The 20,758-nt window shown below is 54.5% G+C and carries 24 protein-coding genes; 1 reads left to right on the plus strand and 23 read right to left on the minus strand.

What is annotated here, in order from left to right:
• Nucleotides 1-11 precede the first annotated feature (11 nt).
• The 6 genes from proC to H6A20_RS05880 form a co-directional block, all read right to left on the minus strand.
• Nucleotides 12-815 (minus strand): pyrroline-5-carboxylate reductase, encoded by an 804-nt coding sequence (gene proC, locus H6A20_RS05855; protein ID WP_204906206.1) that lies wholly within the window; start codon nucleotides 813-815, stop codon nucleotides 12-14.
• A gap of 28 nt (nucleotides 816-843) precedes the next feature.
• Nucleotides 844-1,758, minus strand: a complete 915-nt coding sequence (locus tag H6A20_RS05860; protein ID WP_204906207.1) for a ketopantoate reductase family protein — start codon at nucleotides 1,756-1,758, stop codon at nucleotides 844-846.
• Between the two features lie 152 nt (nucleotides 1,759-1,910).
• Nucleotides 1,911-2,222 carry a thioredoxin gene (gene trxA / locus H6A20_RS05865; protein ID WP_204906208.1) on the minus strand — a complete coding sequence of 104 codons (312 nt, stop codon included), beginning with the start codon at nucleotides 2,220-2,222 and terminating at the stop codon, nucleotides 1,911-1,913.
• Nucleotides 2,223-2,342: 120 nt separating this feature from the next.
• Nucleotides 2,343-3,791, minus strand: coding sequence for a hypothetical protein (locus tag H6A20_RS05870; RefSeq protein ID WP_204906209.1), 1,449 nt, complete (start codon nucleotides 3,789-3,791; stop codon nucleotides 2,343-2,345).
• A 2-nt stretch (nucleotides 3,792-3,793) separates the two neighbouring features.
• Nucleotides 3,794-4,183, minus strand: a complete 390-nt coding sequence (locus tag H6A20_RS05875) for a GntR family transcriptional regulator (protein WP_204906210.1) — start codon at nucleotides 4,181-4,183, stop codon at nucleotides 3,794-3,796.
• Between the two features lie 101 nt (nucleotides 4,184-4,284).
• Entirely contained in the window at nucleotides 4,285-4,830 is a 546-nt protein-coding gene (locus tag H6A20_RS05880; protein WP_204906211.1) for a TetR/AcrR family transcriptional regulator, read from the minus strand.
• A 162-nt stretch (nucleotides 4,831-4,992) separates the two neighbouring features.
• Here H6A20_RS05880 and glgB point away from each other — a divergent pair, with 162 nt between their 5' ends.
• On the plus strand, nucleotides 4,993-6,783 hold the full coding sequence (gene glgB, locus H6A20_RS05885) for a 1,4-alpha-glucan branching protein GlgB (protein ID WP_204906212.1): 1,791 nt from the start codon (nucleotides 4,993-4,995) through the stop codon (nucleotides 6,781-6,783).
• A 48-nt stretch (nucleotides 6,784-6,831) separates the two neighbouring features.
• Here the strand turns inward: glgB and H6A20_RS05890 are convergent, their stop codons facing one another.
• The 17 genes from H6A20_RS05890 to H6A20_RS05970 form a co-directional block, all read right to left on the minus strand.
• Nucleotides 6,832-7,689 (minus strand): 3-isopropylmalate dehydrogenase, encoded by an 858-nt coding sequence (locus H6A20_RS05890; RefSeq protein ID WP_204906213.1) that lies wholly within the window; start codon nucleotides 7,687-7,689, stop codon nucleotides 6,832-6,834.
• A gap of 341 nt (nucleotides 7,690-8,030) precedes the next feature.
• On the minus strand, nucleotides 8,031-8,735 hold the full coding sequence (locus tag H6A20_RS05895) for a TVP38/TMEM64 family protein (protein WP_420846592.1): 705 nt from the start codon (nucleotides 8,733-8,735) through the stop codon (nucleotides 8,031-8,033).
• Between the two features lie 21 nt (nucleotides 8,736-8,756).
• A complete protein-coding gene (locus H6A20_RS05900) occupies nucleotides 8,757-9,692 on the minus strand; it encodes a sulfurtransferase (RefSeq protein WP_204906214.1) in 936 nt (311 codons plus the stop codon).
• A 129-nt stretch (nucleotides 9,693-9,821) separates the two neighbouring features.
• Nucleotides 9,822-10,262 (minus strand): C-GCAxxG-C-C family protein, encoded by a 441-nt coding sequence (locus H6A20_RS05905; protein ID WP_204906215.1) that lies wholly within the window; start codon nucleotides 10,260-10,262, stop codon nucleotides 9,822-9,824.
• Nucleotides 10,259-10,564 carry an ArsR/SmtB family transcription factor gene (locus tag H6A20_RS05910; protein ID WP_204906216.1) on the minus strand — a complete coding sequence of 102 codons (306 nt, stop codon included), beginning with the start codon at nucleotides 10,562-10,564 and terminating at the stop codon, nucleotides 10,259-10,261. Before H6A20_RS05910 ends, H6A20_RS05905 begins: the two co-directional genes overlap by 4 nt.
• A 165-nt stretch (nucleotides 10,565-10,729) precedes the next feature.
• A complete protein-coding gene (locus H6A20_RS05915; protein WP_204906217.1) occupies nucleotides 10,730-11,596 on the minus strand; it encodes a rhodanese-like domain-containing protein in 867 nt (288 codons plus the stop codon).
• A 138-nt stretch (nucleotides 11,597-11,734) separates the two neighbouring features.
• Complete coding sequence (locus H6A20_RS05920; RefSeq protein ID WP_204906218.1) at nucleotides 11,735-12,757, minus strand: phosphotransferase family protein; 1,023 nt, start codon at nucleotides 12,755-12,757, stop codon at nucleotides 11,735-11,737.
• Nucleotides 12,758-12,772: 15 nt separating this feature from the next.
• Entirely contained in the window at nucleotides 12,773-14,107 is a 1,335-nt protein-coding gene (locus tag H6A20_RS05925; RefSeq protein WP_338106601.1) for a TIGR04283 family arsenosugar biosynthesis glycosyltransferase, read from the minus strand.
• Entirely contained in the window at nucleotides 14,108-14,536 is a 429-nt protein-coding gene (locus tag H6A20_RS05930) for a C-GCAxxG-C-C family protein (protein ID WP_204906219.1), read from the minus strand.
• Nucleotides 14,537-14,545: 9 nt separating this feature from the next.
• The gene (gene arsS / locus H6A20_RS05935; RefSeq protein WP_204906220.1) at nucleotides 14,546-15,529 is read right to left on the minus strand and encodes an arsenosugar biosynthesis radical SAM (seleno)protein ArsS; all 984 of its coding nucleotides are present in this window, start codon (nucleotides 15,527-15,529) and stop codon (nucleotides 14,546-14,548) included.
• Between the two features lie 3 nt (nucleotides 15,530-15,532).
• Nucleotides 15,533-15,865: an arsenosugar biosynthesis-associated peroxidase-like protein gene (locus H6A20_RS05940; protein ID WP_204906221.1), complete on the minus strand. Its 333-nt coding sequence runs from the start codon at nucleotides 15,863-15,865 to the stop codon at nucleotides 15,533-15,535.
• Nucleotides 15,865-16,575 carry a TVP38/TMEM64 family protein gene (locus tag H6A20_RS05945; RefSeq protein WP_204906222.1) on the minus strand — a complete coding sequence of 237 codons (711 nt, stop codon included), beginning with the start codon at nucleotides 16,573-16,575 and terminating at the stop codon, nucleotides 15,865-15,867. The genes H6A20_RS05940 and H6A20_RS05945 overlap by 1 nt, the downstream gene beginning before the upstream one ends.
• Complete coding sequence (locus tag H6A20_RS05950) at nucleotides 16,572-17,570, minus strand: (Fe-S)-binding protein (RefSeq protein ID WP_204906223.1); 999 nt, start codon at nucleotides 17,568-17,570, stop codon at nucleotides 16,572-16,574. Before H6A20_RS05950 ends, H6A20_RS05945 begins: the two co-directional genes overlap by 4 nt.
• Nucleotides 17,557-18,240 (minus strand): TVP38/TMEM64 family protein, encoded by a 684-nt coding sequence (locus H6A20_RS05955; RefSeq protein ID WP_420846593.1) that lies wholly within the window; start codon nucleotides 18,238-18,240, stop codon nucleotides 17,557-17,559. The genes H6A20_RS05950 and H6A20_RS05955 overlap by 14 nt, the downstream gene beginning before the upstream one ends.
• A complete protein-coding gene (locus tag H6A20_RS05960) occupies nucleotides 18,230-18,679 on the minus strand; it encodes a hypothetical protein (protein WP_204906224.1) in 450 nt (149 codons plus the stop codon). The genes H6A20_RS05955 and H6A20_RS05960 overlap by 11 nt, the downstream gene beginning before the upstream one ends.
• A gap of 81 nt (nucleotides 18,680-18,760) precedes the next feature.
• Entirely contained in the window at nucleotides 18,761-19,726 is a 966-nt protein-coding gene (locus tag H6A20_RS05965) for a sulfurtransferase (RefSeq protein WP_338106603.1), read from the minus strand.
• 301 nt (nucleotides 19,727-20,027) lie between these two features.
• Nucleotides 20,028-20,750, minus strand: coding sequence for an Rpn family recombination-promoting nuclease/putative transposase (locus tag H6A20_RS05970; RefSeq protein ID WP_204906225.1), 723 nt, complete (start codon nucleotides 20,748-20,750; stop codon nucleotides 20,028-20,030).
• Between the last annotated feature and the right edge of the window lie 8 nt (nucleotides 20,751-20,758).

Below are 20,758 nucleotides of genomic sequence, written 5' to 3' on the forward strand. Positions count from 1 at the left end.
CTTTCTTCTGCCTATTCTTCATATTTTCCCATGGCGGCCTGTACTGCGCCGATCACTGCACTGCGCAGCCCCGCCTTCTCCAAAGCTGCCACACCGCGGATCGTAGTGCCTCCGGGAGAGCAGACGTCATCCTTCATCTGTCCGGGATGCCTGCCCTGCCCAAGCATCAGCTTCCCCGTGCCGGCAAGCATCCCGGCCGCCAGCTCATACGCCTGGGATCTTGTAAGCCCGTACATGACGCCGGCGTCCCCCAGCGCTTCCGCGAACATACTGGCAAACGCCGGGCCGCACCCGCTGATCGTATTGGCAATATTCACCTTTGCGGTCTCCACCTCTGCCACCAGACCGATCCTGGAGAGCATACTGCAGAAAAAAGCATGCTCGTCTCCTGTGAGGGAATGCTTCTTTTCGCAGGTAAAGATCCCCTCCCCCACCGCGGCAGGCGTACTTGGGATCGCGCTGATATGATGGATCCCCGGCGGCAGCATCTTCTCAAAATCATCGAACATGACACCGGCTGCCACGGACCACAAGATCTTCCCTTCCAGCATATCTTTCACCGGTTCCAGCACAGCGCCGACCATCCACGGCTTCACGGCCAGCACGACCACATCCGCCCATTCCACTGTCTGCCTGCTGTCTGCAAAAGAGTGCATGCCTCTCGCCTGCGTATTCTTCTTCAGTTTCTCATAATCCTGCGCGCAGGCGCCCATCTGCGAGGGGCCGAGGGCCTCCTTGTAGAGAAATCCGTCTGCGATCGCCTGCCCCATATTTCCAAACCCGATAAATCCGATCTTTACACTGTCTGTCGTCATACCTGCTCCCTTCTGCACGCATCGTCTTTTATGTATATGCCTGCTCCATCTTTTTGATCGTCTCATATAAAAAAACATTGGCCGGCACCGGAATGCCGTGCGCCCCGGCCATGGGGATCACCGTCCCCGCGAACATCTCCACCTCTGTGGGGCGCTTTGACACCGCGTCCTGCCGCATGGACGGCATCCCCTCCGGCGACAGGGTCTTTAAGATGTCCACATATTCATCCAGATCCTGCTCGGAGAGCCGGATCCCCTCCGCATTGGCAAGGGCGATGACCTCCCGCATGGCGGCCAGCATCGTCCGGTTCGCACCGCTTCCCTCCGCCAGCGCACCCCCGTAGTTTGTCTCGTAGGCCATGCAGGTCTGGTTGACGCCCACGTTCAGCATGAATTTGCCCCACAGGCGGTGCAGGATATCTTTCTCGACCGTGTAGGGCATCCCGATCTCGTCAAAGTACGCCGCCACAAGCCGCAGGTTCGCCTCCTGGCTTTCATCCTCGGCGCCGATCCGCAGCTCCCCCCTCTTTGTATACGTGAGCCTGCTGCCAAACTTCATGGCGTCCATGCCCTGGGCCACTGTGTCAATGAGGCGGCCGTGTCCGTACCGCTCCCCGATGATCTTCTCGCTGCTGATGCCGTTCATCACGGACAGGATCACCGTATCTTTTCCCACACAGTTTTTCATCGTGTCAAGGGCGGCCGCAAGTCCGTTGTACTTCACCGCCACGATCACCAGATCCGCGGGAGATGCGTCCTCACAGCACTCCATGGGGAACGTCTTCTTCTGCCCGTTGCAGTCAAAGACCATCCCCCTGTATTTCTCAAGCCTCTCCCGGTCCATCACAAAAGAAACGCCTGCCGGGCCTTTTGCAGACGCGATGATGTCCGCGTAGAGAAGTCCCAGCGCCCCCATACCGATAATGGCTGTCTTCTGTATCATCCCGTCACTCCTCCTGTCTTTTCTTTTCTCTGTAAAAAAGGATACCACGGCCCGCCTGGCGTGTAAATAAAAATGCAGGGACTTTCACATCCCTGCATATCTTCATAATCTTTGAGAGGTTTGAGAGGTTTTTGAAACTTTTTTATATCTTTTTATACGCCGAGAAGCTCTTTGATCTCTTCTTTGCTCTTGGCGCCGATGGCCATGTTCACCTTTTTCCCGTCCCTGAAGACGATCAGAGTCGGAATGGACATGACTCTGTACTGTTTAGCCAGCTCCATCTCCTCATCTACATTGACCTTGCCGATCTTCACACCTGTGAGCTCGCCGGCAAGTTCCTCGATGATGGGGAGCACCATCTGGCACGGTCCGCACCAGGATGCCCAGAAATCTACGAGAACCGGCACATCTGCCTGTAATACTTCCTTCTCAAAATTGTCCTTTGTGAAATGTAATGCTGCCATATTCTATTCTCCTTTTCTTTTTTGTTCTATCTGTCCCCGGGGCTTATCTGCCTCAGCTTCTGTCTCTATTATACACGGTTTTCTTTCTTTTTCCGTGACCTGGTCACAAATACTGTTTCTTTATCCTGCCGTGTGCACCGTCCCCCGGCAGCTCTTTTGCAGGCTTTCGTACCACTCCTTTGTCGTCTCCCCCCTGTCGCTGTTGGCAAATACAGTCATATCGTCCAGCCGGATCTCCAGGAGGGGGCTGCTGTCATTGTACAGGAACATCATGCACTTCCCCGTCTCGCGTCCGCGGAAATACCCCACATTGTACTTCTCCGTGCTGCCCCCGTTGGTCCGCGTGAAGCTCTCATCCGGCAGGGCGTTGATCAGCCGGACAGACCGGATCTCATCTGCCGTGAAGGTGCAGTCGTATCCCGCCGCCTCAAAACTCCAGGAATCCCCCTCCCTGGAAAACACCACTTCCACATTGACAAACTCCGCCAGGATGGTGGCTGTCCAGATCAGCACCCCGGCCACCACAGCCGCCATCACAATAGTAAAAACCTTTGCCGCAGGCCGGCCGTAATTGAGGGACAGGTTCATGCTGTTGAAGCGGTCCTGCACAAGAATGTGGGGATCGTAAGGATTGTTGTACCACCCTTTTTTCCAGTACTCGTCATCGTCTATGTAGCAGGCGGACGTGTCCGCCTCCAGCACCTCCCGCCTTTTCCCCACCGAGAGAGCCACCGGTACGATAAGCGCTGCTATCGAGGCAAGCAGGAGCACTGTATAGATGCCAAGGGAAAGCCAGGACATATCAAGTCCGTACCAGTAATATGAGATTGCCAGATAGATCCATGCAATGCCGTTCAGCCAGGATCCGTAGACAAGCCCCTCCGTCCAGGAGCGCTTCATGATCTGGTTCGCTGCCAGGTTAATATCCGTATTCTCGCTGTACACCCGGTTTGGGTGACGGGCGATTCCCACATGCACGACAAGAAAGAGCAGGCAGATGCCCACTCCGGCGGCATAGAGAAGCCAGAAGGGCCACGCCTCCTCCGTGCCGACTGCAAATCTTCGCGCCGCCCCCACGTTCAGAAGACCGGAGAGACCGGTGAGGACCAGGATGGGAAGGTGCCACTTCCAGTCCAGCGCCAGCTTTCCGGCGGCCGCAGAGACCGCCGTGTCGATGCGGACGATCTTCCGGCTCCGCTCGTCGGTCCACCCCTCCCTGACTTTCAGCCGGTACATCAGGCGGTGGGGGACAATGACGAGGTACTCCAGCCCCGCCATGTACTCCAGAAGCCAGAGCGTCCACAGGATCATAAAAAGTATGATATCGGCAAAGCAGAGCAGACAGAGGGCAAGGCTCACGATCAGGTTGACCCGGTGGAACCGGTTCCAGTCCCGCTCTGTTTTTTTGCAAATCTTCTCCACCTCCGGATGCCGGACGCAGGTGGCCGGGATGTGGACGCCGAGCATCATCCCCTCCCGGTACTCCCATTTCTTTCCGTAACTGTACTTGCAGAGAAGTACGACGATCAGATCTGAAACAAGAAATATAAGAAACATTAATATTTCCATAGTTATCCCTCGCTTTCTCTTGGATGCATACTTGTAAACATTTCTTCACAGATCTGCATAAACTCGTCTTTGTTCATGCCCCTCAGGCAGGCTTCCGCAGACAGAAGCTCGAGATCCGCCTCCAGCTTCTCCCGGATGCAGTCTGCCTGCTGTCCCGCCGGCAGCACCGTAGCCCCCTTGCGCCTGTCGATCTCGATAAACCCTTCCGCCTTCAGGATCTGATAGGTCTTGTTGACAGTCATGGTGTTGATGCCCGCATCCCTGGCCATCTGCCGGACGGAGGGAAGGGGATCCCCGGCCCGCAGCTCCCCCTTACCGATCCCTGTGACGATCTGGTTGCGCAGTTGCAGATAGATGGGTACATCGCTGCTCATATCAAGAGAAATGATCATATACGCCCGCCTCCTCTCAAAAAAGTATCATCTGTATTAATATATATAATACAGATGATACTTTTTTACAAGACTTTTAAAAAAATATTCTTCCACGCCCCTCAGAACAGAGGCTGCAGGCAGCGGACGATCTTCTCCACCGTCCGGACAAACGCATCCGTGTCTGCGGCCGCCCCGTGAAGACAGGTGTTCAGATAGGCGTGGTAGGCTCCCTGGATGCAGTAGGACAAGAGGACCTCCTTCTCCGGGTCCCCCTCATACCGGGGATACCTGCGGTAGATCACCTTCTTCAGCTCCCGCTCCAGCTGGCTCCCGAGATGGTTCTGTTCCTTCCCTGCAAAGAGGACGCGGATCAGGGAAATATTGGAGAGAAAGGCAAGGCAGAGCGCCCGGGTAAAGGCGTCCGGATTCCGGGCAGAGTGCGCCTTCAGATCCGGGATGCTGTTCACGATGGATAAGACCGTCTCCCGCTCCAGCGTCTCCGACAGCGCGTAGATATCGCTGTAGTGGGCGTAAAACGTGGACTTGTTGATCCTGGCCCTCTGGCACAGCTCTTTGACGCTGATCTTCTCCAGCGGCTTCCCGGCCCGCAGCTCCATAAACGCGTTGCGCACCGCCTTCTCTGTCTTCTCAATGCGCAGATCCATCTTCTATTCTCCTTCCCGCATCATAAGATCCCGTAAAACGACGATTCCCCCAAAATGTCGGTTTTCCGACAGACCGGCAAAATCGTCGGTGGACTTCCCGCCTCAGATATGATAAGTATAAGCCATAAACCGACGGATGTCTATTATCTTGGGAGGACTGTTATGGATTTTTACGGATTTTACACAGGAAAGGTCTTTGACGCATACAAGTATCTTGGCGCCCATGCAGAGGAGACGGGCGTGGTCTTCCGGACCTTCGCCCCTGCGGCCGGGAGTGTCGCCCTGATCGGGGAATGGAACGGCTGGCAGGAGATCCCCATGGAACGGGTGCACGACGGGAATTTCTGGGAAGCGCGGGTGGAAGGGGCAGCCCCCGGCATGCTGTACAAATACAGGATCCGCAGCGGGGACGGCCGCTGCATCGATCACTGCGATCCCTACGGCTGCGGCATGGAACTGCGCCCGCACAACGCCTCCGTCATCCGGGATCCGGACAGCTTTCAGTTCCAGGACAGGTCCTGGCTGAGACAGCGCTCCGACTGCCGTGACAGAGCCCTCAACATCTATGAGCTCCACCTCGGTTCCTTCCGGAAACCCTCTGACGAGCCGGACGCCTGGTACTCCTACACAGAGATGGCGGACATCCTCATCCCCTATCTTAAAAAGGCCGGCTACAACTATGTGGAACTCATGCCCCTATGCGAGTACCCAAGCGACGAGTCCTGGGGCTACCAGACCACCGGCTTTTTCGCCCCCACCTCCCGGTACGGTACGGCGGATCAGCTGAAAGCCTTCGTCAATGCCTGCCACCTAAGCGGCATCGGCGTGCTCCTTGACTTTGTGCCTGTCCATTTCGCCGTGGACGATTACGCCCTCGCCCGCTATGACGGCACCGCCCTCTACGAGTACCCAAACGCCGCCGTCGGCCAGAGCGAGTGGGGCAGCTGCAACTTCATGCACTCCCGGGGCGAGGTGCGCAGTTTCCTCCAGTCCGCGGCCTGCTACTGGCTCACCGAGTACCACATGGACGGCCTGCGGATGGACGCCATCAGCCGGGCCATCTACTGGCAGGGACAGCCGGAGCGGGGCGTGAACCAGAACGCCGTCGCCTTTCTGCGGCACATGAACAGCGGCCTGAAAAAACTTCATCCGAACGTCATCCTGGCGGCCGAGGACTCCACCTCTTTCCCGGATATCACAAAACCGGCGAAGGAAGGCGGGCTTGGCTTTGACTACAAATGGGACATGGGATGGATGAATGACACCCTGGACTACTTCCGCACCGCGCCGGCATACCGGGCGGGAAACTACCACAAGCTCACCTTCTCCATGGCCTACTACTACCAGGAGCGCTACCTGCTGCCCCTCTCCCACGACGAGTCCGTCCACGGCAAGGCCACGATCCTGCAGAAGATGCACGGGGACTACGACGGGAAATTCCCCCAGGCCCGCGCCCTCTACCTGTACATGTACGCCCATCCCGGGAAAAAGCTGAATTTCATGGGCGGCGAGATCGGCCAGCTCAGGGAGTGGGATGAGAAGCGGGAGCAGGACTGGAGCCTCCTTACCTACCCCATCCACTGCGGCTTCCGGGACTTTATGACGGATCTGAACCACTTCTATCTGAAGCACAGCTCCCTCTGGGAGATGGATTATGAAGCGGACGGCTTCCGGTGGCTGGACTGCCACCAGGAGGCGCGGTGCATCTACGCGTTCGAGCGCCGGAGCCGGGGGGAGCGCCTCGCGGCTGTCTTCAACTTCTCCGACCGACCGCAGGGCGGGTATCTTCTGGAGGTTCCGGGTGCAGAAACGCTTGCCCCTGCGCTCTCCAGCGATCTGATACGGTACAGCGGCAAAAGCCGGGAGATGCCCCCGGCAGAAAAGACGGACCGGGAGGGCGTCTTCCGGCTGGATCTGCCGGCGTATGCGGGGGTGTACTTTCTGATAAAATAAAGGCATCGGATCTCTCCGATGCCAGGGCTCCCGCCGCAAAAGTCTTCCTCACTCTTTTATATCTTTCCTTATCCTCTCGATCTGCTCCTCGCTAAACCCGCTGGCCTCCCGGATCATATTCAGATCCGCGCCGGCTTTTAGGAAAGCCCGCACCATCTCTCTTTGTCCTTCCGCCCTTCCTTCTGTCCTGCCTTCTGTCCTGCCCCGGCTGTCAGCTTCCTTCAATTCCTCTGCAAACAATTCTTTCAGTGCATCGCACATCTTTTTCTCCACCTCCATCTGTTCCCAGTTTGCCCGCGTGATCAAGTCCATCACGGCAGCATAATCCTGGGATTTCCTGTGTTTTTCGTATTCTGCCATTAAGGTCTGTATTTCCTGTCCTGCCCGCAGATCTGTCCGCATGCTCCGCAGCCAGTAATTTTCAGTCCCTGCCAGTTTCGGTGCGATCAAAAGCTGCATGGGGATCGGATCTCCCTTCAGATAATATATCCCGTCACCCTGATATTCCGCACTTATTCCCCGGGCATCTTTCAAATGCCGGAGCAGTCTTTGCGGGTAATGGCTGCATACGAAGGTAATCGTAAGTTCTTTCGGATCAACCTCATTTACACGATCTGTATCGGACTGATAAATACAGGCATATCCGTATACTTTATAAAAATCATTGATACTCAGATAATCGTCCGGCGACTTGTACTCTATGATATTGTATGTTCTGAACATCCGGCCGATCCGGTTCTGGATTGCGATATCCCGCACCTTTTTAATGATCAGGACGTCCATCTGCAGCGGCTTTTTACTCAGCAGATGTTCCTCCTGCATTTCCAGATATTCCATCTGATCCTGCATAGCGATCCGCAAAGCCGCGCAGAAGCCGGGATGCCACTGTAGCTTTCTCTTTGTCATTTGTTCTTCTCCAGTATAATACATCTTGTTTCCTGCGTGCAACCTTATCTTACAAACTGATTATGTAGTTTTATACCGGCATGGGAACCACCCCCGCATCCTTTCAGCATCGTAAAAAAATGGAAAAATTACAGATACAACAGAAGTGAATTGAAAAATAGATCTGATCTGTCTCAGAAGATACAGACAGGATAACATATACAGGGACATAATGCAATCTTTTTAGAACTGTACATACCTGTGGTCTGCCTAGGGCGCTGGCAGGCACGGACTCTGGCCCGTCGCCAGTACAAAACAAAATGGCACCGGATATTTCCGATGCCATTGCTCCCTCCACAGAATCATTCCCTCTTTTCAGCAGAAGCACTGCCTTTTTCACTATATATCTTCCGCACCAGAGAGATAAATATAAAAAGTGCAAACAGAATCAAAAGCGCTGTCACTACTGTCTTAACGCTACCTGTCAGCATTCCGCCGACATAGGAATAAACAAGTGTCGCAGGAAGCTGGCCTATACCTGTAGCAACTATAAACGGAAGCGCCTTCATAGATGTCAGTCCCGCCGCATAACTTACAAGGTCAAATGAAACGAAAGGAAGAAGACGACAGATCAGGATGGTATGCCTGCCATATTTCTCAAAATAAGTGTCCACACTGTCCATCGCAAACCGGGATGTCAGCTTCTCCACAACGTCACGACCGGCGATCCTTGCGATCAGGAAACAGACCAATGCACCTGCCATGGCGCTGGTCCAGGACAGGATCGCGCCTCTCCACCATCCGAAAACAGCAGCATTCGCAAAAGTGATCAGAAATGCGGGAAGCGGAGCTGCTACGGACTGAAAAATCATCAGTAGAAAGGAAATCGCCGCTGCATATGGTCCATAAGATCTCAGATATCCTATGATGCTTTCCACACTCAGAGAACTGAACAGCATGAATATATAGTTCACTTTTGAATTAACTACAGGGATCCACATATACATTCCGGCAAAAACAAGAATAACCAGGAGCAATATAAGTTTAGGAGCATACTTTTTCACCAATCTGTCCTCGTCTTTTTCTATTTATTCTACCTCTTCCACAGCACACCATCTGTAGTATGACTCATCGTAATTCTTAGTATTTTCAAAACCACACATTTCCAGAATCAACTGCATATATGCTGAGCGGATTCCCGCCGTACAATATGTAACAATCTGATCTTCTTTTGAAAGCCCTGCATCCTCAAAAAGCTGGACAATCTCGTCGTTGCTCTTTAACGTGCCATCATCCTGGAAAAGATCTGTATAACGGATATGGATCGCACCTGGAAGGTGTCCGCCCTTTACTTCCCCGTAAAGAGTCTCTCCGTCATATTCTTCATCAGCCCGGACATCAACCACTTTATAATCGTCATAATTTGCTTTCAGTTCATCGGTATTGATCAGATGTGTCTCGTCAATCGCTTCTACTGTAACGTCTGCCGGCTCCGGCGTTGTCCCACCCTTCTGTGTCTCGATTCCAGCCTCTTTTAACGCATTGAAGCCCCCGTTAACCAGTTTTACGTCATCGTATCCTGCCGCAAGTAATTCCCAGCCAATACGTCCGTCATCTCCCCAGCCGTCCTGTGCGGCTGCAAATAACACAATCTCTTTGTCCATATCAAGACCCTTTTCACTTAGGCGGACACTCAGGCGCTCCGGATCAAGGATACATCCCCAGTTTGCATCTCCTGATACGCCATCCTCGCAGGTCGCAAGGTACTGCCACATAATCGGAACAGCTCCTTTAATCGTTTCCTCTGCTGCTGCCTCATCTCCGCGGGCATCCACTAAAATAATGTCATCCAGATTTTCTTTTACGTAATCTGCATCTACAATATACTCCCCTTCAAATGGCTCTGCGGCCACTTCCCCGGTCCCTGCGCTGTTATTTTCAGCCGCAGGATCTTCTGTCGTTCCCCCGCATCCCACGAGACCAACTGTCAAAATAAGTGCCAGAAATAATGCTGTCTTTTTCATTTGTTTTCCTCCAAATAAAAATATTGATATATCTAAATATTTAGATATATCAATATTAGCACCCTGCAAAAAGCATCGTCCAATTGATAATAGATATAAACCAGCGTTTTTATTTAAGTCATCTATAACTCATGCCTGTATGACTTCTTCCAGCACCTCATTGACATCTGCCACCAGTTGAGGACAAAATGTGATCATTTTCTGTTCCTCCCTGATTTTCCTTGCTCCCTCAGGCGTAGAAAAATCTGCTCCCAATAATTCCCTGCACATTGTAGAAGGATATTTTTCAAGGAACTTCTGTCGAAACTGAACATCTTTCATAACCGCCAGTACCTTTTGCTCTTCTCCCTCCTGCCCGGCCTTGTAATACCCGTATCTCAATCCGAGCGCCATATATGCTCCTATGACAGCTCCACAGGTTTCTCCCTGAAACATACCTGCACCAAAGCCGGTAGAAAGCTTATACGCAGTCTCGCTGTCCATACCGGCCTTTTCAGCCCAGTACTGGAAAATCACCTGACAGCAATCATACCCTTTTTCAAATTCTGCCAGGACATCTTCTTTGGTCATATCTCTTTCCTCCCCCTGCTTTTATATCCTTCTATTTTGACGAGCGCATCGATCACTTCTTTTATATGACTGCCCTCTGCCGCATTAATGGAATAGTAAGCATATTTTCCCCTTTTCCGCAGACTTACCACCCCGGAATCACACAAAATCTTCATGTGATGCGAAAGTGTGGACTGCCCGATATCAAGCTGCTCGATCAGATCTTTCGCACACTTTTCCCCTGATCTCAGTTGATCCAGTATTTCCAACCGTCTTTCATCACAAAAAGCCTTGAATAATTTTGCCGTCTCACAATGATCCATATTTATCCACTCTTCTTTTTATTAAATCTTTTCTTTATCATTTTAAAAAGAAATCATGGCATTAGCAACTGTTTATTATACTTATTCCCGAGAATCCCCTTTCTGTGAAACCGCAAAGGACACACAAACAGAGGCCGCAAAAGCGGCCTCCCTGTCATTTATTTCTTAGTCTGTCACAAACGCTGCGGATACGTCTGCATCCTTGGCGCCGTTCTCAATGATGAAAAGGTTCTCAAGCGGGAATCCTGCGTCTTTCAGGACAGAGATACCTGTCTTCGCGCAGTTGTTTCCGCTGTAGCACAGAAGGTACACCGGATTCTCCGGATCCATCTCAGAGGTGGCCAGCTCGTACATTGCCGTCTGGGCAGCCGGATCTTCGATCTCCTTCAGATTGCACTGCAGGGATCCTTCCAGATGGCCCTGTGCATATGTATCGTCGTCGCGCACATCCAGGATCTGCACGTCCCCGCCGCCTGCCGCTTCAACAGCCTCTGCGCCGGACACATACTGCCATTCGATGCTGTCTTCCGTACGGTTCGTTGTGAGCGCTCCGTCCACCTCAGCCAGCGCCTTGGCTCCGCCCTCGACGGTAAACAGTCTCGCCGCATCAATACCTGCCTCCTGCAGGACTTCCGTGGCCTTCTGGGCTCCCTTCTGTCCGCTGTTGCAGATGATGTAGATATCTTCATCGTCCTGGAAATTCTCTTCCGCGTAAGCTGTCATTCCCTCTGCCAGGGAGTCGTCCTCCAACGGGAAGATAGGGCACCACTCGGAGTTGATCACCCTGCCCTCCACATAGTTCGCCCACTCGCGGACATCCAGCACATGCGTGCCGCCGGCCTTCGCCGCCTCGACCGCGTCCTCGGCTGACACATATCCGTCGCTGGCTGCGTCCTCCTCTTCTGCCGCGCCGTCTTCTGCGGCCGTCTCCTCAGATGCGGATGTCTCCGCCGTCTCCTCAGAGCCGCACGCTGTGATCATGGCTCCTGCCATTGCTGCTGCCAGTAAGACAGCTACCATTCTTCTCTTCATAACCACCTGTATCCTCCTTATCTCATGGTGTACATCAATTATAAAAGGTCTCCCGTACCTGTTCAAGCGAATTGTCAGAATTGTTTATTGATTTATGTTATATACATATAGACAGGTTCTATACCCGTCCGCACCCCACTATCTCTCGATAAACGCCCCGATCCTGTCAAGGAAATCCGAGCTTAAATAAGCCTCCAGTTTCCTCCGGGTGGACTCGTTTACCAGATCGCGGCCCGGCTCCTGATACTCCACCCAGGCCATGGCGCACCAGGTGATCCCGCGCAGACAGGTCACCGTCATGTAGACGCAGGTCCGCTCCCAGAGATCATCTGTAGGAAATCTTCCGTTCACGGCTTCCATATACCGGTCTGTAAAAGCCCGCATCCGCACTTCGTCCAGGATCACATCCGTCTTCCAGAAGGTTGTGGTGGGCGCCAGGAAATGCCCCAAGTCCTGGGCCGGCTCCCCGCAGAGCGGCTTCTCCCAGTCAATGAGGTAGTCCCGTTGCCCGCTGCCTCCCATCAGGAAATTGGTGGAGTTGAGTTCCGTGTTGATGCAGCAGCGGTAAGGCGCGGGCCCCAGCACATCCGCCTCCCGCCACACCCGGTCGAGGAGCCGCCGGATTACGGCCTTCTTTTTCGGATCCGCCAGCGGGCTGTCCATGTACTTACCGGCCATGGCCTCGCACTCCTCCAGGATAGCCTTCACCGGATTCTCCGGCGCGACAAGGCTGTATCCTTCCGGGAGCGGTACGCTGTGGATATCCGCAAGCACTGCTGCCGCCCGGCACAATTCAGTCTCATAGTCCAGCGCATGCCCCGGCAGGTACTCCATGACCATCACGCCGTTCGGAAGCCCACGGCAGCTTCCGTCCACATAGAAAGGACGGGGCGTGCGTCCGGACGCCTCCAGCAGTTTCAGGGCGTGGTACTCGTACTCGATCTGGCGCTCCAGATGCATCTGGCTGCCGAAATTAATCCGCAGCACCAGCTCCTGTCCGGTCAGCGGGTGCGTGAACACATAGTTCCGGTTGTATTCCCCCTGAGCCAGCAGACGGTATTCCTCCTCCGTCCCGGCAGGCAGGCCGAGGGCCTGCCGGTAGCCGGGCGACCTCACATAGGCAGCCAGCCCTTCCGTCAGATCCAGATCTTTACTTTTCATAACCCGCCTCCTCTCTCAGCGCACATCCCGGTACAGATCTGCGATCTTCTGAATGTCCACGCCGTCCCGGTACATCTTGCGCAGCCGGTTCATCTTCCACATCAGCTTGAGCTTCGGCACCGTTCCCTTCGGGAATCTCCGGTCCGACGTGTAGATCCGCCGGTCAGCGATCCCCAGCTTTACGCCCATCTCCTTCAATGTGAGTGAAAACTGGTAATCCTCCATGACCGGGAGTTCCGGGAACATGCCCGCCTGGAAGAAAAGATCCCGTTCCAGGAAGATCCCCTGGTCGCCAAACATGACTTTCCGGTCTTTGACGCGGTGGTTGGAGATCACACGGCAGGTGAACATGAAAAAGTTCTTTGAATGAAAGGCAATGCCAAAACACCCGGCGCGGTGGTCCCGCATCACTTTCTTCAGTCTGGCCAGGGCGTGGTCCGGCAGTTCGCTGTCGCAGTGCAGGAAAAACAGGATATCTCCCGTGCTCTGCCTGGCCCCCTCATTCATCTGCCTGGCCCGCCCCTTCGCGGAGCGGATCACGGTGAATGCCGGATCGATCTTCGCCAGCGTGTCGTCCGTGCTGCCGCCGTCCACGAAAAGGATCTCGCACTTTCCAAGAAGGGGCGCAAGCTGCTCCTGCATCCGCCCGATCGTGGCGCTCTCATTGTAGACAGGCACAATGACCGATACCTTGCGGATCTTCGCCAGGTATCTTCCGGTAAAGCTCCTGCGCATCGCCCTGTTTCCACACATCCGGACTGTATATCCCCGCAGATCCCCGCAGGTGTCCATGTCCGAAAGTGTGTCCGTGCAGCCGACGCTCAGGCCCGCCTGCCCCATACTGCGCAGGGTCTCCTCCAGTACTTTCCCATGGCCGTACTCGTCCAGGGCGAACGCTTCCTTCAGGGGACGCTTCATCCCCACCAGGTAGTAGCCGCCGTCCGCTGTCCGGCCAAACACGGCGTCCTTCTCCTCCAGCACCCGGAAAGCCTTCTCCAGATGCTCCGCTTTCAGCTCCGGCACATCGGTGCCGATGAGCAGGCAGGCGTCATAGCCCAGGCCAAGCACTTCCTCTATCGCTGTGTACATGCGCGCCCCCAGCGTGTCGCCCCTCTGCGCCATCCACCCCTTTGCCGGGCCGAGGATCCCCTCCAGCTTTCCGCGGCCGCCCTCCGGCGTAAAGCTCACGAAAATATCTGCGCCGCTCTTCCTGCACTGCGCGGCGATATCCATAAGAAAGCAGGTGTGGAGCCGGGCGCACTGCCCCGGCGTCAGATGGGGCATCATCCGCGTCTTGGTCTTTCCCGGTTCCGGGACTCTTGTAAATAGGATCACTGCCTGTTTCATCATTTATACTATCTTCTCCAGTATCTCTATCGTATCCTTCACGACCTGCGGGCAGAAATCAAACATCAGGCCTTTCTCCAGCACCTTCTCCATCTCCCCCGGTTTGGATATATCATGTCCGAGAAGCTCCCGGCACATGCAGGAGGGGTACTTTTCAGCAAACAGCTTTTTGAACTCTGCCGTCTTTGCACTCATGACCGCCTTCTGTTCCTGGTCGCCTTCCTCTGCATGGCCGCAGACCATGCCGATGACCATCAGCGCGCCCGTCACGGCCCCGCATGTCTCGCCGCACATCATGCCGCCGCCAAAGCAGGCGGACATCTTTCTGGCCGTCTCCCGGTCAACTCCCATCCGTTCTGCGAATGCCCCGGTCACCACCTGGGAGCAGTCGATCCCGCTTAAAAATAAATTCTTGATCTCTTCTTTCGTCATGCCCTTCTCCTATTCTGTCGCCCCGCCGCAGCTTGAACCCTGCCCTGCCGTACAGCCGTAGCAGTGGTTGGCCAGACAGATCTTTCTCTTCTGGTATGGTCTGCCCGCCATGTCAAAGATCGTCTCCCCTGTCAGCACCGGCAGGTCTGCCGCCTGGTTGAAGTCACAGTCGTAGACCTGTCCGTCATATCCCACGGAGATCTGGTATCTGCACATCAGCCCCGGAAGCGTGCCCGGATTGAACGCATCGGAGAGCTTTTTCATGTAACTCTCCAGGTTGCCCGTGCGCTTCAGGAATGCCTCGAACCGCCCCATGGGATTGTTTGTGATTGTAAATAAGTTATTAAAAACAATTCCATAGTCATCCCAAAGTTTCTTTTTGTACTCCTTCTCCATGGCATCCTGGGCCGGCGGGAAGAAGGCGCCTGCCGGATTGTAGACCATATCCAGCTCCAGTCCGTCCTCTTTCCCGTAGCCAAGGGCATTCAGCTCCTGAATGACTTCAACCGCTTTGTCAAACGTGCCGCTGCCTCTGACCCGGTCCATCTCCTTTGCCCGGTAGTAGGGGAGGGAGCAGACGATGTTCACCCTGTGATCCGCATAAAACTTCGGCAGATGGCGGTATGCCTCCTCCTTCAGAATGACCAGATTGGTCCGCACGATCACGTGGCTGCAGATCTTGCAGCTCTCCGCCACAAGCCACTCAAAATCCGGATTCATCTCCGGCGCGCCGCCTGTGATGTCGATGGTGCCCACCTGCTGCTCCCGGGCCACGGCAAGACAGGCTTCCATGACGCTGCGGTCCATGACTTCCGTCCTGGCCGGCCCCGCCTCCACATGGCAGTGCTTGCAGGCAAGATTGCAGCGTCTGCCCACATTGATCTGCATCACATCCAGGCTGTCTGTCGTATACCCGTATTCCTCCTCTGTGATCCGGTCCGCAAAGGCCGGTATGTTCGTCAACTCTTCCACATCTTTTAACGCCTGATTCATATCTTACAGCTCCAGTTTCTTTACAATATTTTTCATCTGTACGCCGTGGACCAGTGTGGCGCCGCCGCGGATGGCCGCCGCCACATGCACCGCCTCCGTCATCTCCTCCTCGCTGACGCCCTTGTTCAGGCAGTCGTTTGTGTAGGAGTCGATGCAGTAGGGGCACTGGACCGTATGGGCCACTGCCAGGGCGATCAGGGACTTCTCCCTGGCTGTCAGGGCTCCCTCCGCAAAGACCGCTCCGTAGTAGTCAAAAAACTTCTCCGCAAGCTGCGGCGCCTCCTCGCCGATGGTGCCGAATTTTGCAAGATCCTCCGGATTGTAGTAGGTTTCCATTACTTTGTTCCTCCTTTTTTACTCTTTTGCCTGTCCATATATATCTTCCTTAACATCATAATAAGTGCTGATAAGGCAAACAGGATCAGAAGTCCGGTCATGAGGAGCTGCGCCCCTCCTGTCAGCATGCCGCCCACGTAGGAATAGACGATGGTAGCCGGAAGCTGTCCGATGCCCGTGGCGATAAAAAAGGATTTGAAGGACATGGACGTAAGCCCCGCCGCATAGCTGACGATATCAAATGAGACAAAGGGAAGCAGGCGGCAGATCAGGATCGTGTTCCTGCCGTACTTCTCGAAAAACGTGTCGATCTGGTCGATCCCGGCCTTGCTTGTCAGCTTCTCCGCCACGTCCCGCCCCAGGATGCGGGCGATGAAAAAGCAGACTGCCGCGCCGGCCATGGCGCTGCTCCAGGAAAGGATGGCGCCCTGCCACCAGCCAAACAGATTGGCGTTGGCAAGTGTGAGCAGGAACGCCGGGAGCGGCGCCGCCACCGACTGGAAGATCATGAGGAAGAAGGACACCGCCGCCGCGTACACGCCGTAGGACGCCACGAAGTCCCGCACCACATCAAAATCTCCGCTGGCGAACATGCCGAACACCCGGTTCATCGCGCTTTTGACAGACGGCACCAGGAAATAGACCGCCACGCACACGGCGGCGATCGCCACAATGACTACTTTTTTTACCCAGTTTTTCTTTTCCTTCATTCCTTTTTCTCCTTCCGGTATGTAAACTTCGCCCTGTTGAGAAGGGACTTCCTCGTATCCGGCGTCTCCCCTGTCCCGAGGAGTTTTACCAGGATGTGCTCCGCCCGGCATCCCTTCCTCGCCAGGTTCCCACAGCAGGAGGCGCAGTATGTGTACACCAGCTCCTCCCGCAGCAGAGGATCCGTCAAAGCGGCGGCCAGATCCGGTTCTTTTCCCGCCGCACATCCTCCCAGGCCGCAGCACTGCACTCCATCCAGGATTTCTGGATCTTTCTTTAGAAACATTTTAATATCTTTTAACATTTCCTGCTGGACCCGGTCCGGACAGGGAAGGAAGAACGAAAGAGAGCCTTTCATCTCCTTTGTCCGGATCCCGAGCTCCTGAAGCTTTCTGTAAATGCTGACAACCCGGGCACGGAGCTTTCCTTTCAGGAAATGATAACAGTTCGGACAGACGAGGATCAGTTCCTCTATGTCCTCCCCGGACAGACGCGCGTCAAGCTCCCGCAGGATCGTCTCCTCCCGGTCCGCCATGCCAAGCTCCGCCACCGGTTTGCCGCAGCAGTCGTACACCGTGCCGATCCCGGCCCTCTCCTTAAGCAGCGCGGACAAATATTTCGTCGTCTCAGGGTAAAAGGAGGGAAAGTTACAGCCCGGGAAAAGGACGGATGTCCCCGCCGCGTTCCTGTAATTCCGGAATTTGTAATCCGCCTTCTCCCACAGGAGCATCCCGTACCCCTTCGGTCTCCCGCCCTCTTTCGCCGCGTGCTCCCGGCGCATAGTAAGGACGACCTGCCGGCCGTCTATCCCTCTCGGGCAGACCGCCGTACAGGTACCGCACAGGAAGCAGTGATAGGCAAGTTCCCGCAGGCGTCCGGTATCGCCGATATCCATGCCGTACTTCTCTAGAAAAGCGCAGCTCTTCCGGCACAGATGGCAGTGCACGCAGGCGTCCGCCGCTGCTTCCGGCGAAACCACTTTCTCATTCTCCTTCATCTGTCTCCTCCCCTATGTATTTTTTCTTTAAAAGCATCCCTGTCACGATCACTGCCACCGCAATGGCCGCCGCGATCCCGATGTACAGGACCCGGTTCCCGGCATCCGCAAGCCCGGCCGTACCGACTGTGTACATAGCTGTCCCCGGTATCATGAACAAAAAGGATCCCACCGTGTAGGTCCCAAACCCGATGTCCGTCACCCCGTAGGCAAAATTCTGCAGATTGTAGGGGAAAATGGGCACCAGTCTCGTGATCATGAGCACGAAAAGCTGGTTCTTCCCCGACTCGTCAAACAGCCACTTCTTCAGATACTTATTTTTCATCGCTGCCGGCCGGATGCTGTCCCGCAGGAAAAAGCGGCCTGCCAGGAAGGCGAGCACCGCCCCCGCTGTTGCCGCCACCGCGCAGAGTACGGTGCCCAGAAGCGGTCCGAACAGAAAGCCTGCCAGGATGGCGAAGGTGACGCCCGGCAGGGCCAGGACCACGCTTCCGATCACGGTCACTGCCAGGTAGACAGCGATGGCGGCCGCCAGGTTATCCCTGATCAGGTCCTTAAGGAACGCCAGGTTATCCGCATCCCCCAGATACCCGGACCAGCCGAAGATATGATTCAGGATCATGATAAGGAGAACGAGCCCGATGAAGATCCACAGCTTCTTATTCTTCACTGCCCTTCTCCTTCCTTCTTCCCAGCGCAAAGGTGGACAGTCCCGTCTTCACGATCTGCACCGCCGCAGCCAGCAAAAAGAGGCCGCTGATAAAATAGTAATCCGCCATCACTTCTTTTGAACACCCCAGCGCATACCCCGCATAGAGGGCTGTCAGGACAACCATGGCTGCGTTCATGGCTGCCGTGAGCCCGGTCAGCTCCCGCCGTCTCTTCAGAAAGGCAAGCAGGATCAGCACCGTCAGCACGACCGCCGCGGCTGCGCAGACTGTCGTAAGGATTTCCACCGGGTAGTCCCGCTCCCAGCTCATGTTCTTAAAGTTCACATACCGGACCATGCCCAGCTTCCGTTTGGTAAAATAGTGAATGATATACGCTCCGGTCAGTGCGGCGGCCTCCAGCACCACAGCCGCTATATACAGGATCCTCTTTGCGTTCATGTCTTCTTCTCCATTTCCTGATCGTAAAAATGCGCTGCCATCCTTTTACAAATAGCAGCGCCGCTGTCTTTTATATCCTACTTATTTAGCTGCTTTTCCTGTCGGGAGCTCGCCCACTGTCGTGTGCTCGCAGTCATCACTTGCGGGGTCGCCTACCTGTACCGGGTAATCGTCATGCATCAGCCACTCATACCAGCCGCCGTCATACACGGAGATATTGTCGTATCCGTTCTCGTAGAGCACCAGGAAGGGAACGCATGCCCTCCAGCCTGTGCCGCAGTAGAAGGAGAGCTCATTGTCCAGCGTGAAATCGCAGTCCGCCCACTCTTCTTCAAATCCTGCCAGGTCTTTCACTGTGCCGTCGTCATTGAGGAAGCCGTTTACATCTGTTGAGGACTCAGATCCCTTGCCCCAGACAGCGCCCTCCGGCTCGCCGGCCTTATCCATATAGTTGTATCCGCTCGTCTCTCCAAGGAACTCTTCCTCGCTCCGGATGCTGACAAGTTTAAAGTTGTCGTCTGTCTCAAGCTTCTCTTTGGCGTCCTCGATATCCAGACGGTACTCCGGATGAGCCGGGGCCTCCACGCCGAAATCCTCCGCGGGCTCGCCCTCGTTTACCTCTGTCTCCGTGTCGTATCCGGCGTCTTTCCAGGCTTCAATTCCGCCGTTGATGACCTTGACATCCTCGACGCCCGCCCACAGATAGGCAAATGCCTGCCTGGCAGTTCCGCTGACATCCCCGCCGTAGAGAACGACTTTCGTGTCTTTTGTGATGCCGTGGTTCAGCATATAGTCAACTACTTCCTCTGCTGCCAGAAGGTTGTATGCCCCCTCCTCGCTTCCGGTGGCATCCTCCACCTCGCAGTTGTCCACATAGATGGCTCCCGGCACATGCCCCTCGTTGTAGGATGCGCAGTCCGCCACATCACCGTAACCAACTTCCGCGATCAGGATATCCTCATACCCCTCCTGCTCCCCGTCCAGCGCGCTCTGCACCCACTGGGGCGTCACATAGACCGTCTTCGTCTCCACCGGCTCCACTTCCACATCTTCCGCCTCCGCGGCGTCATCTGTGGTCTCCTCTGCAGCTTCCTGCGTCTGCTCCTACTCTGCGGATGTGTCTGTACCGCAGCCCGCCAGCATGGACGCTGTCATTGCCATGCAGAGGAACGCCGCTAATACTCTTTTCTTCATAATACGTATACCTCCTGCTCATAAAAAATAGAATGAGTCCGGGCAGACATGCTGCCCTCTATTTATTCTATAGACGGAAGAAATGGTTGTCCAATCGGTATAGATAATAAGCAGGGGCTGTATATAGATAATTTCTATACACAGCCCCTGTACTCTAGTTCCTGTTTTCCCTGCACATCTGCCCGATCTCCGGATCGTCTGCATCCGGATTTTTCTCCAACAGATCAACAACATTCTGCACATATACTTCATCCAGTTCCAGCCATTCTGCAATTTCTTTTGCAGATAGTCCTTTCCCCCTCTTCCTTCGGATAATCCCGATCAACTCCGCTTCTTTTCCACTTGTGTAACCGTCTTCGCGTATCATACGCTCCCTCTCAAATATCTTCATATATTCCAGTGACACCTCCCTGTCATGCTTGACCTTCTGCACCATCTGATGGATGGCCATAAGATCTGCATCTTTTGCATTTTCTTCCCTGGAATCTTCAAGATACTTCAAGAGTCTCCGGAGCTCTTCCGGCGGATTTCCTTTTGTCCCCTTTGTATAGAGAAATATCGTTCTCGCTCCATCTTCATAAGACAACTCCGGCTCTTCTATACAACTGTTTTTGATCGTATATACCATCCGATTTAACTGAAACGGATCATACGGAGAAATAAAGATCACAGCTACATTTTTCAACTGTCCATAATCTTCTCCCGATGCCAGACTGTCCGCATCTATCTTGGCATGATAGAATCGTGCACGCTTCGGCAGTATATGACGAAGTGTTTCCCTTCCGTCTTTATCCGGCTCAATGTCATAGACCATGTCTATATCATCTTCCCTGGATTCTTCTGCATATACATCCAGCCGGATACCATCCTCCTGCACACTTCCGG

The sequence above is a fragment of the Mordavella massiliensis genome (assembly GCF_016901695.1).
Taxonomy (GTDB): domain Bacteria; phylum Bacillota; class Clostridia; order Lachnospirales; family Lachnospiraceae; genus Claveliimonas; species Claveliimonas massiliensis_A.

What these genes read in the sequence shown, in the direction of transcription:
- proC (WP_204906206.1), bottom strand. Translation starts at nt 815, where the DNA reads ATGACGACAGACAGTGTAAAGATCGGATTTATCGGGTTTGGAAATATG.
- H6A20_RS05905 (WP_204906215.1), bottom strand. Translation starts at nt 10,262, where the DNA reads ATGACCAAAGAAGATGTCCTGGCAGAATTTGAAAAAGGGTATGATTGC.
- H6A20_RS05920 (WP_204906218.1), bottom strand. Translation starts at nt 12,757, where the DNA reads ATGAAAAGTAAAGATCTGGATCTGACGGAAGGGCTGGCTGCCTATGTG.
- H6A20_RS05915 (WP_204906217.1), bottom strand. Translation starts at nt 11,596, where the DNA reads ATGAAGAGAAGAATGGTAGCTGTCTTACTGGCAGCAGCAATGGCAGGA.
- trxA (WP_204906208.1), bottom strand. Translation starts at nt 2,222, where the DNA reads ATGGCAGCATTACATTTCACAAAGGACAATTTTGAGAAGGAAGTATTA.
- H6A20_RS05945 (WP_204906222.1), bottom strand. Translation starts at nt 16,575, where the DNA reads ATGAAGGAAAAGAAAAACTGGGTAAAAAAAGTAGTCATTGTGGCGATC.
- H6A20_RS05930 (WP_204906219.1), bottom strand. Translation starts at nt 14,536, where the DNA reads ATGACGAAAGAAGAGATCAAGAATTTATTTTTAAGCGGGATCGACTGC.
- H6A20_RS05870 (WP_204906209.1), bottom strand. Translation starts at nt 3,791, where the DNA reads ATGGAAATATTAATGTTTCTTATATTTCTTGTTTCAGATCTGATCGTC.
- H6A20_RS05910 (WP_204906216.1), bottom strand. Translation starts at nt 10,564, where the DNA reads ATGGATCATTGTGAGACGGCAAAATTATTCAAGGCTTTTTGTGATGAA.
- H6A20_RS05925 (WP_338106601.1), bottom strand. Translation starts at nt 14,107, where the DNA reads ATGATGAAACAGGCAGTGATCCTATTTACAAGAGTCCCGGAACCGGGA.
- H6A20_RS05900 (WP_204906214.1), bottom strand. Translation starts at nt 9,692, where the DNA reads ATGAAAAAGACAGCATTATTTCTGGCACTTATTTTGACAGTTGGTCTC.
- H6A20_RS05960 (WP_204906224.1), bottom strand. Translation starts at nt 18,679, where the DNA reads ATGAACGCAAAGAGGATCCTGTATATAGCGGCTGTGGTGCTGGAGGCC.
- H6A20_RS05880 (WP_204906211.1), bottom strand. Translation starts at nt 4,830, where the DNA reads ATGGATCTGCGCATTGAGAAGACAGAGAAGGCGGTGCGCAACGCGTTT.
- H6A20_RS05950 (WP_204906223.1), bottom strand. Translation starts at nt 17,570, where the DNA reads ATGAAGGAGAATGAGAAAGTGGTTTCGCCGGAAGCAGCGGCGGACGCC.
- H6A20_RS05890 (WP_204906213.1), bottom strand. Translation starts at nt 7,689, where the DNA reads ATGACAAAGAGAAAGCTACAGTGGCATCCCGGCTTCTGCGCGGCTTTG.
- glgB (WP_204906212.1), top strand. Translation starts at nt 4,993, where the DNA reads ATGGATTTTTACGGATTTTACACAGGAAAGGTCTTTGACGCATACAAG.
- arsS (WP_204906220.1), bottom strand. Translation starts at nt 15,529, where the DNA reads ATGAATCAGGCGTTAAAAGATGTGGAAGAGTTGACGAACATACCGGCC.
- H6A20_RS05940 (WP_204906221.1), bottom strand. Translation starts at nt 15,865, where the DNA reads ATGGAAACCTACTACAATCCGGAGGATCTTGCAAAATTCGGCACCATC.
- H6A20_RS05875 (WP_204906210.1), bottom strand. Translation starts at nt 4,183, where the DNA reads ATGATCATTTCTCTTGATATGAGCAGCGATGTACCCATCTATCTGCAA.
- H6A20_RS05860 (WP_204906207.1), bottom strand. Translation starts at nt 1,758, where the DNA reads ATGATACAGAAGACAGCCATTATCGGTATGGGGGCGCTGGGACTTCTC.